General features: G+C 45.7%; 14 protein-coding genes and 3 pseudogenes. 9 read left to right on the top strand and 8 right to left on the bottom strand.

Annotated features, from left to right (window positions below; translation table 11 throughout):
- Window positions 1–13: 13 nt before the first annotated feature.
- Window positions 14–1,249, bottom strand: a complete 1,236-nt coding sequence (gene fabF, locus BZ167_RS06660) for a beta-ketoacyl-ACP synthase II (RefSeq protein WP_060675345.1) — start codon at window positions 1,247–1,249, stop codon at window positions 14–16.
- A 108-nt stretch (window positions 1,250–1,357) separates the two neighbouring features.
- On the opposite strand from fabF, the gene BZ167_RS06655 reads away from it, so the two are divergent.
- The gene (locus tag BZ167_RS06655; RefSeq protein ID WP_007409314.1) at window positions 1,358–2,197 is read left to right on the top strand and encodes a helix-turn-helix transcriptional regulator; all 840 of its coding nucleotides are present in this window, start codon (window positions 1,358–1,360) and stop codon (window positions 2,195–2,197) included.
- Window positions 2,198–2,238: 41 nt separating this feature from the next.
- Here the strand turns inward: BZ167_RS06655 and BZ167_RS06650 are convergent, their stop codons facing one another.
- Together BZ167_RS06650 and BZ167_RS06645 are read right to left on the bottom strand one after the other, a co-directional pair.
- Complete coding sequence (locus tag BZ167_RS06650; protein ID WP_007409313.1) at window positions 2,239–2,982, bottom strand: sulfite exporter TauE/SafE family protein; 744 nt, start codon at window positions 2,980–2,982, stop codon at window positions 2,239–2,241.
- A 157-nt stretch (window positions 2,983–3,139) separates the two neighbouring features.
- Window positions 3,140–3,598 (bottom strand): GNAT family N-acetyltransferase, encoded by a 459-nt coding sequence (locus tag BZ167_RS06645; RefSeq protein WP_061861211.1) that lies wholly within the window; start codon window positions 3,596–3,598, stop codon window positions 3,140–3,142.
- Window positions 3,599–3,721: 123 nt separating this feature from the next.
- Here BZ167_RS06645 and BZ167_RS20110 point away from each other — a divergent pair.
- From BZ167_RS20110 to BZ167_RS06630, 3 genes and pseudogenes are all read left to right on the top strand, one after another.
- Window positions 3,722–3,820, top strand: a pseudogene (locus BZ167_RS20110) (MerR family DNA-binding transcriptional regulator); the annotation flags it as partial.
- Between the two features lie 142 nt (window positions 3,821–3,962).
- On the top strand, window positions 3,963–4,580 hold the full coding sequence (locus BZ167_RS06635; RefSeq protein ID WP_015416929.1) for an NUDIX hydrolase: 618 nt from the start codon (window positions 3,963–3,965) through the stop codon (window positions 4,578–4,580).
- Window positions 4,581–4,615: 35 nt separating this feature from the next.
- A complete protein-coding gene (locus BZ167_RS06630) occupies window positions 4,616–5,398 on the top strand; it encodes a class I SAM-dependent methyltransferase (RefSeq protein WP_015416930.1) in 783 nt (260 codons plus the stop codon).
- 47 nt (window positions 5,399–5,445) lie between these two features.
- Here the strand turns inward: BZ167_RS06630 and BZ167_RS06625 are convergent.
- From BZ167_RS06625 to BZ167_RS06615, 3 genes and pseudogenes are all read right to left on the bottom strand, one after another.
- Window positions 5,446–5,979: pseudogene (locus BZ167_RS06625) on the bottom strand (isocitrate/isopropylmalate family dehydrogenase); the annotation flags it as partial.
- A gap of 211 nt (window positions 5,980–6,190) precedes the next feature.
- On the bottom strand, window positions 6,191–6,616 hold the full coding sequence (locus tag BZ167_RS06620) for a hypothetical protein (RefSeq protein WP_020955408.1): 426 nt from the start codon (window positions 6,614–6,616) through the stop codon (window positions 6,191–6,193).
- A 426-nt stretch (window positions 6,617–7,042) separates the two neighbouring features.
- Window positions 7,043–7,542, bottom strand: a pseudogene (locus tag BZ167_RS06615) (isocitrate/isopropylmalate family dehydrogenase); the annotation flags it as partial.
- Between the two features lie 176 nt (window positions 7,543–7,718).
- On the opposite strand from BZ167_RS06615, the gene BZ167_RS06610 reads away from it, so the two are divergent.
- Both BZ167_RS06610 and BZ167_RS06605 read left to right on the top strand, forming a co-directional pair.
- Window positions 7,719–8,405, top strand: a complete 687-nt coding sequence (locus BZ167_RS06610) for a GntR family transcriptional regulator (protein ID WP_060675347.1) — start codon at window positions 7,719–7,721, stop codon at window positions 8,403–8,405.
- Between the two features lie 141 nt (window positions 8,406–8,546).
- Window positions 8,547–9,740, top strand: a complete 1,194-nt coding sequence (locus BZ167_RS06605; RefSeq protein ID WP_060675348.1) for a macrolide family glycosyltransferase — start codon at window positions 8,547–8,549, stop codon at window positions 9,738–9,740.
- A gap of 57 nt (window positions 9,741–9,797) precedes the next feature.
- Here the strand turns inward: BZ167_RS06605 and BZ167_RS06600 are convergent, their stop codons facing one another.
- Window positions 9,798–10,052 (bottom strand): hypothetical protein, encoded by a 255-nt coding sequence (locus BZ167_RS06600; protein ID WP_031378602.1) that lies wholly within the window; start codon window positions 10,050–10,052, stop codon window positions 9,798–9,800.
- Window positions 10,053–10,283: 231 nt separating this feature from the next.
- Between BZ167_RS06600 and BZ167_RS06595 the strand changes: the two genes are divergently transcribed.
- A complete protein-coding gene (locus BZ167_RS06595; RefSeq protein WP_007409303.1) occupies window positions 10,284–10,553 on the top strand; it encodes a hypothetical protein in 270 nt (89 codons plus the stop codon).
- A gap of 136 nt (window positions 10,554–10,689) precedes the next feature.
- The gene (locus tag BZ167_RS06590) at window positions 10,690–12,048 is read left to right on the top strand and encodes a serine hydrolase domain-containing protein (RefSeq protein WP_060675349.1); all 1,359 of its coding nucleotides are present in this window, start codon (window positions 10,690–10,692) and stop codon (window positions 12,046–12,048) included.
- Between the two features lie 52 nt (window positions 12,049–12,100).
- Here BZ167_RS06590 and BZ167_RS20320 read toward each other — a convergent pair whose 3' ends face one another.
- Complete coding sequence (locus BZ167_RS20320; RefSeq protein ID WP_165458413.1) at window positions 12,101–12,274, bottom strand: hypothetical protein; 174 nt, start codon at window positions 12,272–12,274, stop codon at window positions 12,101–12,103.
- Window positions 12,275–12,470: 196 nt separating this feature from the next.
- Between BZ167_RS20320 and BZ167_RS06585 the strand changes: the two genes are divergently transcribed.
- Window positions 12,471–13,037, top strand: coding sequence for a YdhK family protein (locus BZ167_RS06585; RefSeq protein ID WP_007409300.1), 567 nt, complete (start codon window positions 12,471–12,473; stop codon window positions 13,035–13,037).
- Window positions 13,038–13,076: the final 39 nt, after the last annotated feature.

The following is a 13,076-nucleotide window of genomic DNA, read 5'->3' as shown; positions in this document are numbered from 1 at the left end:
TTTTTGATGCCCGTTATTCATATGTCTTCAGCACGATCGCCGAATTATGCCCGCCAAAGCCGAATGAGTTGGAAAGGCCGATCGTTAACGATTGATGGAGGGGCCCGTCTGCTACATAGTCCAAATCACATGCCGAATCAGGGTTTTGCAGATTGATTGTCGGCGGGATGATGCCGTGTCTCAAGCTCTCTGTCAAAGCGATGGCTTCAACGCCGCCTGCCGCGCCAAGCATGTGGCCGAGCATTGATTTGTTGGCCGTAACCGGAATATCATACGCAAGCTCCCCGAATAATGTCTTGATGGCCAATGTTTCAGAAAGATCTCCGGCTTTTGTGCTTGTCGCATGGGCGCTTACGACATCAATGTCTTCCGCTGAAACATTCGCCTTTTTCAAAGCGTTTTTCATCGCCAGGTATGCGCCCGTTCCTTCCGGATGGGAGGCCACCATATGATAGGCGTCAGAGCTCGCACCGTAGCCGAGCACCTCACAAAGGATCGGGGCATTTCTGCCGATTGCACTATCCAATGATTCCAATACTAAGATGCCCGCGCCTTCACTCATGACAAATCCATCGCGATCCGCGTCAAACGGCCGGCTTGCAGCGGCGGGGTCTTCGTTTCTCGCTGACAGCGCGTGGGCATTGCCGAAGCTGGCTAATGACAAATTCGTAATCGCCGCTTCCGCTCCCCCGGCAAACATGATATCTGCGTCATCATTCCGAATGGCGTTGAATGCTTCCCCGATCGACGTATTGCCGATGGAACACGCGGTGACGGGAGAAAGTGAGGGGCCGAGCGCGCCTAATCTGATGCTGATTTGAGCGGCGGCCGCATTTGAGATCATCATGGGGACAAGGCTTGGGCTCACTTTTCGCGCTCCCCGTTCATTTAAAGTATGAACGTTATCAATCAAAGTCGTGATGCCGCCGATTCCAGAGCCGACGTACACGCCGAGGCGTTCACGGTCAATCTGATCGAGCTGAATCCCGGAGCTTTCAAGCGCCTGTTCCGCTGCAGCTAAAGCAAACTGGCTGAAACGGTCAAGCCGTCTCGCTTCTTTTCTGCCCCATCTTTCTTCTGCGTCAAAATCACGGACGGTACCGGCTATTTTTGTCTTTGAGCCGGAGACATCAAACGAATCGATGAAAGAGATTCCCGATTTTCCTTCCGTCAGGTGTTTCCAAAATGTATGCACATCATTGCCGAGAGGTGAAATCACTCCCATTCCGGTGATCACAACTCTTTTCATGGTCATTCCTCCTTCGGTATGTATTTATTGTAACTCGCAATTATCCTATTACAAGTTGTTGATTATCCTAGTATAATAAATACCAGGGTAAGAGAGGAGAGATTCGGTATGATACCAGAAGGAAGATTGCAGGCGCTCTCAGAGTTTTTAAAAACGCAGCGGGCCAAAATTTCTCCGCAGATGGCCGGGCTGCCGATGGGCACAAGGAGAAGAACGCCCGGACTCCGAAGAGAAGAGGTCGCGCAATTAGCCGGCGTAAGCACCACGTGGTATACGTGGCTGGAGCAGGGCAGAGACATTAAAGTGTCCGCAGCCGTATTGGACGCCGTTTCCGATGCGCTGCAGCTGAACAAAGATGAGAGAAATTATTTATACGCGCTTGCCATTGAGGAGGGCGTAAAGCAGCCGTTTGCTGCGGAGGAAGAAGCGGTTATCAGCCCGTCTCTTTCAAAAATCCTGCAGGAGCTCCGTTATTGTCCCACCATTATCTCGGACAGGCGGTGTCATATCGTAGGGTGGAACCAGGCTGCGGCGCACGTGTTTTTAGATTTTGAACAAATTCCTCCTGAAAAGCGGAATCTCATAGAGCTATTGTTTTCCAGAAAAGAATTAAGAAGTTTAGCCGTGAACTGGGAGCACTTTGTGAAAGGATTCATCGCCATTTTCAGAACGTATTACGGCCAATATGTAGCTGATACGTGGTATTCTCAGTTTATAGAAGAAATGGAGAAAACGTATTCGGAATTTCATACGCTGTGGAATGAGAGCGAAGTCAGCTCGGCACCCGAAGTATTAATTGAGTTCCGCCACGCGAAGGCGGGAAAAATGGTCTTTAACCTGACTTCATTTCAGGTTCAGGGCAACAGTGATCTGCGCTGCAGTGTGTATACACCGGTAGATCATACCGAAACGGAAGCAAAGCTGAAAAAGCTCTTCGAAAACAGATGAAGAACAGAACAAAACGGGAGGCGGCCGCCTCCCGTTTCAGTTTAAAATAAAAGCATGAGACCGGCGATGGCCGGTGTTAAAAAGATGGCTGATTTCAGAATGACTTTCGGCACGAGGTTGGTGAATTTCGCTCCGACATATGCGCCGCACATCGTTCCGATCAGCACTTTGACCAACAGCATATAATCGACAAATCCTTCCGTCACATAACCGAGTCCTCCGCCGACCGCAAGCGGGATAATGACAAGCATGGTGGTGCCGACCGACTGGCGGATGGATAAGCGCAAAAGAATCATTAAGCCGATTTGGATGAAAGGGGCAGAGCCGATCCCGAACGTTCCGGACAAGATTCCTGCGATGACACCGAGTACAACGGCTTTCACCCATATGTTCAGATTGCTTTGCCGTCCGGAATCTTCTTGTGTTTCTTTTACAATAAATAACCGGACTAAAATAAGCAGAGCAGATAAAAACAGCATGCCCGCCGTCAAGTAATGCAGCAAATCTGCGGGGATAAGGGAAGTAAGCCTTGCCCCGAAAAACGAACCGAATGCCGCAAAAACGCCGACGATGAGACCGATCTTCATCTGAATATTGCCTTCACGGTAGTGGCTGAAAGCCCCCGATAAACTTGTGAAAGCCATTCCGGCGAGGGAGGTGCCTAAAGCCGTATGAATCGGTACGTGAAACAGTATAGTTAAAAGTGCAATGACAAAACCGGCTCCCCCGGCGCCGATAAACCCGAGAATAATCCCGAGAAGAAACATAACGAGTATAATAAGCACAATCTTCTCCTCCATTTAGATGCCTGATCACCATGTTCCGCTCCGCTGTACCAGGTTTTAATAATCGACCGTAGTCCGTCGACCGTCGTCTAATATCTTTATGTTACCTCAAATTTAAGGTATTGACAAGAAGACGAATTGCTTTTATACAGAGGGTTTACAGCTCTTTCACCATCACTTTTTCACCATTGAAGTCCAGCTCTCCAGTGAATGAAAAGCCGAATCTTTGATAAAGCCGCAATGCGTGCACATTATCTTCAAACAGGCTTAAATAAATCCGTCTGCAATCATATATTCGAACGAGATGGCGGATAAGGGCATCAAGCAACAGCTTGCCCAATCCTCGTCCCTGATAACGTTCATCAATAAAAAAACGGTCAAGCCATACTCTGCCGTTTTCATTTTCCTCATCATATTCCGGAAACCATCCGTACATGGCAAAGCCGACCAATTCCCCGTTAACATAAAGACCGGCCGGCTGATAATGCCGGCAATCCTCAGCATCTTGTAAGCACTCTTCCGCGGTTTCAATAAATGAAATCTGGCTTTCCCTTACATGAAGCGCCAGTATATCGGCACGGTTTTCTTCCGTGACTGTTCTGATTTCAATCGTCATACTTGATACTCCTCTTCCGCTTTTTTTGAGACGGTAAAGCTTTCATTACGTAAGCCATTTGTGAATCAGCCTTCTCAATGATCATCATAAAGGATATGGTTACCGTATAGTCAAGGAGGCATTATGAGCGAAGACGTCAGAAAATACTTCACAACGGGTGAATTTGCAAAACTGTGCCACGTAAAAAAACAAACCCTGTTCCATTATGACGAGATCGGCCTGCTTTTTTCTGATTTTCCGGCAGGATTCGCTCCGTCATACACAGAAAACAAGGAGCAGAAACGGATCATGGGCACCGGTACTCTCAAGGTGCAATACTCGGACCCTCAGGGTTTCGTCAATTAACATAACGGGCGGTGAAAAAATGGAGCCAAAATGGCTTGAATGGGCAAAACAGCTTCAATCCGCGGCGCAAGCGGGGCTGGCTTATTCCAAAGACATATATGATATTGAGAGATTTGAAGAAATAAGAAAAATAAGCGTGGATATCATGGCGCATCATACCGGCATCGATAAAAGGGTCATCAAAGACGTATTCGCCGGTGACACGGGCTATCCCACTCCGAAAGTTGATATCAGAGCGGCAGTTTTTAAAGATCAGAGCATATTAATGGTAAGAGAGAAAAGCGACGGCAGATGGGCGCTGCCGGGCGGATGGGCTGATATCGGGATTTCTCCGGGCGAGACCGCTGTCAAAGAAGTAAAAGAGGAGTCAGGAATCGACGTAAAGCCCGTTAAACTGTTAGCTGTAATGGATAAGAAATGCCATTCCCATCCGCCGTCCGCCGCCCACGTTTACAAAGTGTTTATCAAATGCGAGATCATCGGCGGCCGGATCAGGGAGGGAACAGAAACAAGCGCCGCCGGCTTTTTTGCGGAAACGGAACTGCCGCCGCTATCTGAAGCCCGCAATACAAAAAGTCAGATTGATAGGATGTTTGCATATCTCAAACATCCGGACGAACCCGTTTATTTTGATTAAGGCAGCAATCAGAAAGAAAAGGGGGCCCGAGTATAATGGAGGATTCAATTAAACAGCAGGCGCAGCGGCAATTTGCCAAAAACGCCGCGAAATATGTGACTAGTCCAGGACACGCCGCAGGAGAGGATTTGGCGTATCTCGTTTCAGCTTCCGGTGCCGAAAAGCATATGGACGTGCTGGATATCGCGACGGGAGGCGGACATACGGCTAACGCTCTCGCTCCTCTCGTACGCTCTGTTATCGCCTATGACCTCACGGAAGAAATGTTAGCAGCCGCTGAAGCATTTATAACCGGAAACGGATGGACGAACGTGTCATTCGAAAAAGGCGATGCTGAAAAGATGCCGTTTTCCGATGCTGCTTTCGATATCGTCACATGCAGAATCGCGGCGCATCATTTTCCCGATGTCAGAGCCTTTGTTCATGAAGCGTTTCGGGTTGTCAAACCGGGCGGCAGACTGCTTCTCATTGACAATACCGCACCTGAAAAGGATGAATATGACCATTTTTATAATGACATTGAGAAGAGACGGGATCAGAGCCACTTTCGGGCGTGGAAAAAAACAGAATGGCTCCGTTTTCTGGAGACAGCCGGCTTCCGGATTGAATCCGCTGTCTGCTTTTTGAAACCATTTCAATTTACCGTCTGGTGTGAACGGGCAGGCCTGACTGAAGAGAAAGCCGCATTACTGGAAAAACAGATGCTGGATGCTCCTCATGATATACAGCGGTTTTTTTCTGTAGAAAAGGATCAATCAGGCCGTATTGCGGGCTTCACAGGTGAATCGGCCTGTTTCTGCGCGATCCGTCCCGTCTGAGACGAAAAAAATCGCTGTGCAGTTTTTCTGCCCGCGGTTTTTTCGTATTATCTGTTCTTGATTTGAGAAATAATAGCGGAAGTGACATCTTCCGTTGAATGTTTTCCGCCGACATCAGGAGTCAGAATGCCGCTGTTTGTGACCGTTTCAATAGATTGTAAGAGGAGATGGCCCAGTTCCTCTTCTCCGAATGAATCGAGCATTAATTTCGCCGTCCATATTTGGCCTATAGGATTGGCAATTCCTTTTCCGACAATATCCGGGGCGGAGCCGTGAACAGGCTCAAACATGGAAGGATATTTGCCGTTTACATTGATGTTGGCTGCGGGAGCGATTCCGATGCTTCCCATAATCGCCGCACCGATATCTGTCAGCACATCTCCGAACAGATTCGAAGCGACAATGACATCAAAGCGTTCCGGCTGCGTGACAAAGAAGGCCGCCAGTGCATCGATGTGCTGGGAATCCGTCTCAATCCCGGCGTACTCCCGGCTGACCTCTTTAAAGATGTCATCCCAGAACGGCATCGAGTGAACAATACCGTTTGATTTCGTCGCGCTTGTGACGTGTTTCCGCCGATTGAAACAAGTTTGTTTGAATGCTGAATGAGTGAGTCAACTCCTTAACCCTCCCTGCAATCCGGATGCCGTTGACTCACGCTAGAAACGCATCATCACACAGGCTCCCTGACATGCAGATCGATTTCCACTTCAGTTTTCCTTTTTCATTTTGCACATTTCTCCTGTAATAAAAAAAGCAGGCTATTGCCTGCTCATTATGTATTACTTAGTCTTATCTATATTTATATTTTACTCCAGATACCTTAGTAGATGCATTTGACCACTTATAAACGGTAACCGTGTAAGAAATCTCTAAACCCTTTTTCTTAGAATTAGCAGTTTTAAAAGGCTTAATCATATTATTAGCTCCTACTTGATACATTAAAACACTTAAACCAGTAGAAGGGTGTACCAACCCAATAATATAACCGAGAATAAGCCCTTTATTAGACCCCATGCTGTTATATCTGGAAACAACTTTTTTTACCTGATTTTTTGTGTAATAAACCTTTACCCTTTTTTTAAGAAGAACATCATTATCACACTGAGTCCCAAGATTTGTCCGTCGACAAGCTGCTTCAGAACTTGGAGCGAAAGCAGACAGCACAGTAGCGAGAATACACCCCGCTATAAATAATTTAGTAACCTTCTTTAACACTTTTTTCTCTCATCACCTTTACTCCGTTTCGCAATGCTATAAATCACTAATGCACCAACGAATATAGCAAACAAAACAGTTAATAATACATTACTTAAATCAAATACAGAATTAAGTAATAGTACTATAATTATATATAATATCAAAAAAAAGTAAAATGTTTTTTTCATATTTTTTACCTCTCTAACTTTATTGTGTAAAGACATATTGTGGTTGTAACTTTTAATGTGAAGATGCCCTTAGACCGTCATCAATCGTCCTGTCTTGTACGTATATCCTCTTTTTTCACCACATTTAAAGGATTGGTTACCGTTTCCTTGCAGTCCCCTGCTGCGATTTGTCATACAATTTTCTCTCTCTATCTCTTAAAAAAATTGTGTCATTTCTTTGGCAAAACCCCAGCCGAACGCTGCCGGTTCCTAAACAGATCACTCTTTCCGTACCCCGTCGGGAAAAGACCGCGTTTTGTATGGCGATTTCGTCCTCACCCTGATAGATTCTGCCGCCGACAGAGCTGTACTCGCCCTCACTGTTTTCGCGGACGACTATCAGATCAAAATCCTTCGGGTTAACGAGGGGGGAGTGATTCCCGGCAGGAGCTTTGCCGGCCGCACATTAATCACCTGTTCAAATTCTCGGCGTATCTTGATGAGCAGCCCCCACAGCGAAACATGATCGGGGACGAGTTTTTGATTCCCCGCCGCTCCCAAAAACAAAGCATCAAAGTGCTGTAACCTTTCTAATCCATTATCCGGCATCATAGTCCCGTGCTCCAAATAATACTCGCAGCTCCACGGAAAAGAAGTGAAATCAAAGGCAATGCCTCCATGTAATTCGGCGATCGCGTTCAACACCCGCTCCGCTTGAGGGACTGTTTCTTTCCCCACACCGTCCCCCGGTATGCTGGCAATCTTGTATGTTTTCATGTTTCCGTCACCTCTGAATGAATTGTTTTCGGTTTACGGAATACCCTCGACCAACTATAATTCCATATTACGCCACCTCCGATATGCTGACAAGCTCGGGAATGTTGCTTCCATAGATAAACTGTTATATGATCTTGGTAACAATAAGGCCTAAATTGTATGAAGAGGTAGGAAAGATGGATAATTTTAAATTAGATAAGCCAATCCCGTATTATCTGCAATTTTATTCCCAATTGAAAAAAATGATATTTGACGGGATTTTTAAACCGGGTGAACGGCTGAATGAGACTCAGCTGGCCAAGGATTTCGGAGTCAGCCGGTCGCCGGTCAGAGAAGCCATGCGGCTCCTTGAAAAGGACGGGCTTCTGACGGCAGACGATCGAAACGGCTTTGTCATTTATTCTTTGTCCGTTAAGGATGTTGAAGAGATTTATAAAATCAGAATGTTACTTGAATCACTGGCGGTCGAACTGGTTATTGATGAAGCGGCTGAGAGTGAAATTGACCTCATTGAAAAACAGCTGCGCGAGACGGAAGAAGCCATCAATAAAGGCGTCAAAGAGACTGAGATTATTTCCTTAAACGAGTCGTTTCATCGGCTCCTTGTGGATTTCAGCCGCAACAGCCGGCTGGCCATGCTGCTTGAGCATGTCAATGTGCTGATTCATTTTTGCAGAGTTCTTAATTTTAAAGGCGATGAACGTGCGGAGGTTATTCTGCATGAGCACCGAAAAATCTTTGAAGAAATAAAAAAGGGCGACAAAACAAAAGCCGTGCAATATATGACGGAGCATCTCAAGCATGATGAAGAACATCTGAAAGGCGTGCTGAGAGCGGAAGAAACAGACGAATCATCACGATAGACAAGGCGAAAAGCCTTGTCTTTTTTTTGCCGATGTCATCGAACCGTCATAAAGACCTGACGGATGTTCCTTGCATGATTTTTTCCGCGTCATTTATGATGGATATGGAAGAGACGCAAAAAAGGCAAAGGAGTTTGAAAAATGGCGAAACATATTCTGATGATCAATTTTCCTGCAGAAGGACACGTAAATCCGACATTGGGTATGACAAAGGCCTTCAGCGAACGGGGCGATCACGTTCATTATATCTCAACGGAAAAATACAAAAGCAGACTGGAAGGAGTAGGGGCGAAAGTTCATCTTCACAGCGATCTGCTCAGAATGACACCTATTGATCCCGGCAGTCCGTCCGGCATACTTGCATTTTTAAAGGTTCATATCAAAACGTCACTGGAGATTTTACATATTGTGCAGCGGCTGGCAGAGGACATTCAATTCGACGCCGTCTATTATGATAAATTCGGTGCGGGAGAGCTGGTGCGGGATTATCTCAACATTCCCGGCATCTCTTCTTCAGCGTCCTTCCTGTTCAATGAAGACCGTCTGAAAATACTGCCGCTCCACCCGGAATCGGGCGTGCCGTTTCAGCCGGACAGGGAATGTGAAGAGCTGTTGGCCGAGATGAAAGACAAATACGGTGTCGCCCCTGACAGCATGGTTCAATTTATGAACAACACAGGTGAATTGAACGTCGTCTATACAAGCAGATATTTTCAGCCCGAAAGTGAGACATTCGGAGATGAGTATTTATTTATCGGTCCGAGTTTTCCGAAGAGAAAAGGGCGCGTCGACTTCCCGATTGACGCATTAAAGAATGAAAAAGTCATTTATATCTCAATGGGAACGGTGCTCGGGGACACGGAAGCGTTTTTCAATCTGTGCATAGACGCGTTCTCAGATTTTGAAGGAAAAGTAGTCATTGCCGCCGGGGAAAAAGCCGATCTGTCGAAAATCAAACAGGCGCCGGAAAACTTTATCATCGCCCCGTACGTGCCGCAGCTTGAAGTGCTGGAGCAGGCCGACGTGTTTGTCACGCATGGCGGAATGAACAGTGTAAATGAAGGCATTCATTATCAAGTGCCGCTGGTCGTCATCCCGCACGATAAAGACCAGCCGATGGTTGCGCGCCGCCTGACTGAATTGGATGCAGGCTATACCGTGCAAAAAGATGAAGTAAGCGCTGAAAAGGTAAGGCTTGCAGCGGAAGAAGTGCTGCATAACGGAAAATACAAACAAGGCATTCAAGCCATTAATGAAAGCTTTAGAGAATGTACGGACATGAAGGATGTCCTTGCCCGGATCGACCGGTTTATTGAACAAAAACATGCTCAATAATACATGGAAAAAGCCTGTTTCCTCTGCCAAAGGGAAACAGGCTTTTTATAATGGCTTTTAGATGATGTGATGTTCTTCATTTGCAAGTTTCACAAGAGTCAGAAGAGATTCTGCCTCACGTGCGTCGAGTGTTTTTGCCAGACGGTTTTTTTCAAAGATCTGCTGGCCGAAGACATTCACAGACGCCTGGTCAACCGCCGTGTGCCAGTCCTTTTGTGAATGATTCTCAGAAAAAGAGAAAACGAACACGGCAAAGACCGCTATAAGCATCGCCATGACCCAAAATTTTTGCCGATTTCCTGCTGCTGACATAGGCCGCCTCCTAAACATTTTACTGGTATTAGATCATATATGAGCTGTTTTTAACAGAGTAAAGAAGTCATTTTTTCATGTAGTCCAAATGAAACGGAGTACAGCCGAAAGCCCGCCGGTCAGGCCGATGAGCCAATTCATATTTTGTTCATATTTTATTAAAAGTTTATCCAAGCCTGTCCTTTACAGTAGATATAACCACAAAATGCTGCTGAAAGGAGCCTTTAAAAAATGCATATTCATATGATCAACAAAAACCAGTTTGAGAGTGACTTGGAGGCGGCCGGCTTCAGCCGTCAGGCAGATGATATTATCGGCAAAATGAAAGAGTACGTAACGGAATACGCGGCTTCATCCGAACGGTTCCTGATTGAAATTCAAACCGTCATGAACGAATACAAAGCTGTCGTCTGCGCGATGTTTTCGACCATGGAAATTGCCGGTGCAAATAAAGACGAGAAGCATGTTGAATTCGAAGCCTGCACAGTATTGTGTGAATAAAAGACCTTCATCAAACCTCCGCGGCTGCCTGAACGGCAGTATACCGACTGGTGTTTTGAGAAGGGAAAATATTGAAACTTCTAAAGCGGCCGCTCGTATAAAAGAGTAAATCAGCTTGTATATGGGGGTTCGTGAAATGAACGATAAGAAAAAACAAGCGTTTGAACAGCTTTTCAGCACTTTAGACGAAAGACATGAAATAAACGGCGCTGTATTGGCAGCGGAAAACGGCCGCATCTTATACCAGGGTTCATTCGGCGCTGCAGAACTGAAAACAAAGAGGATGCTGAATGACCAATCGGTCTTTGAATTGGCCTCAGTATCGAAGCCGTTTACAGCTTTAGGCGTTATCATTTTAGAGCAGCAAGGGAAGCTGCGTTATGACGATATGATAGAGCGATGGCTTCCTGATTTTCCTTATCCGGGCATTACCATTCGGCATTTACTCCATCATACGTCAGGATTGCCGGACTATATGGAGTTGTTCTTAACACATTGGGACCGGGACAGAATTGCCGTTAATCAAGATGTGATCAATATGCTCAAGCAGCATAAGCCGGATGCTTATTTCCCGCCGGGCAAGGAGTGGCTTTACAGTAATACGGGGTATGTGGTGTTAGCGGTTATTATAGAAATTGTATCAGGCATGAGTTTTGCTGAATTTATGAAACAAGCCGTATTTCATCCGCTTCGTATGCACGATACGCGGATTTATAACAGAAGGCTGAGTAAAGAAAACATTCCGAACTATGCATATGGCTATGTGTATGATGTTCATTCCGGAGAATATGTGCTGCCGGATGAACTTGAGGAAACTGATTATGTCGTCTTTCTTGACGGAATTCAAGGTGACGGAACCGTTAACTCCGCTATTAGAGATTTATATCTGTTTGATCAGGCTCTTTATACGGAAGCAATCATCGGCAAAGAGTCTAAAGATCAAGCGTTTACACCGGGCTATTGGAATGAAGAAGAGCAATTCGGATACGGATTTGGCTGGATGATTCAAAACAGCCCCCAAAAAGGGAAGGTTATCAGTCACGACGGAGGCTGGCCGGGCTATTCAACTCTGATGATCCGGTATATTGACCAGAATAAAACATTGATTTATCTCAGCAATATGGAACAATCGTATCAATTTGAACAAGCTGTAATTGCCGCGGCTGTAAACATCTTATTTGATCAGCCATACGTGATTCCGAAACGTCCGGCAGATCAGAAAAAAGCAGATATCGATCCTGCGATTTACAGCAGATTTACCGGCAATTACTCATTTCAGGATGACACACATGCATCGGTGGCGGTAAAAGAAAACCGATTGTATCTTACAATAGTCGGGCAGACTCCATTCGAATTATTCCCAATGACGGAAACCCGTTATTTTGTCAGGGCGCTGCCGCTTGAAATTGAATTTGCAGGTGATAAAGCACAAACAGCCCCGCATTTCGTTTTATATCAGGACGGCACAGAAGAAACGGCTTTGCGGATAGACTGAGTGACATGCAAAACAAAACCGCCGTCCTGAGAAGACGGCGGTAATAGAAAAGTCAAACCTCTTTGATGACGCGAAATTTTCTTTTCGGCTCTGACATAAATATAGAAGAAAAAATCATAGCTCCGAGCATTGTGATGTATTCCATATAAAGCGAAACCTCTGCCAAAACCAACCCCGCAATCATTAAAACAGCGCCCAATACCACCGCAAAAACCTTCGTTTTCATGATGAGTTCCCCCTATTATCTGATAATTGAATTATACTGCATCTCCATTAATGTGTACATTTTGTGAACAATTTCACCTGATGAAAGGCAATAAAGAGAGATTTGAAGAATTAGGAGAAATGACAGGCCATCTTTTTGTTTTACTGAAGAAACGAAAGGGAAAGTGAAAAATCAAAAAGGCAAAGGAGTTCTTGAAATGAAAGCGAGACTATTTTTATTCAGCATGTTTCTCCTGATCCCCGTTCTGGCGCTTGCCGGATGCAACAGCCAATCTTCAGGAGGAAGCGAAAAAGCGAAAGACAAAGAAACGCACTCTCACGAAGACATGAATCACTCGGGTTCATCCGAGGTGCCGAAAGGTTTAAAGAAGGCAGAAAATCCGACTTATAAGGTCGGCAGTGACGTCATGATTTTAGCTTCTCATATGAAAGGCATGAAAAATGCGCAAGGAACCGTAAAAGGTGCTTATGATACAACGGTTTACAGTGTATCTTACACTCCGGAAACGGGAGGAAAGCGCGTCGAAGATCATAAATGGGTCATTCAGGAAGAGCTGAAGGGCGCCGGTGATAAAACGTTAAAACCGGGTGACAAGGCCGTGATCGAGGCATCCCATATGAAAGGCATGAAGGGCGCCGAAGCCGTTATTGATTCAGCCAAAAAGACAACCGTTTATATGGTCGACTATACACCGACTGACGGCGGCCAAAAAGTAACCAATCATAAATGGGTGACAGAAGACGAGCTTGCTGCCGCAAAATAAAAAGACCGCAAAAGCCGAAGGAACTCCTTTGGCTTTTTT

It is taken from the genome of Bacillus sp. 275, assembly GCF_001999205.1.
Classification (GTDB): Bacteria; Bacillota; Bacilli; order Bacillales; family Bacillaceae; genus Bacillus; species Bacillus velezensis.
This window is presented reverse-complemented; position numbering and strand designations above follow the sequence as displayed.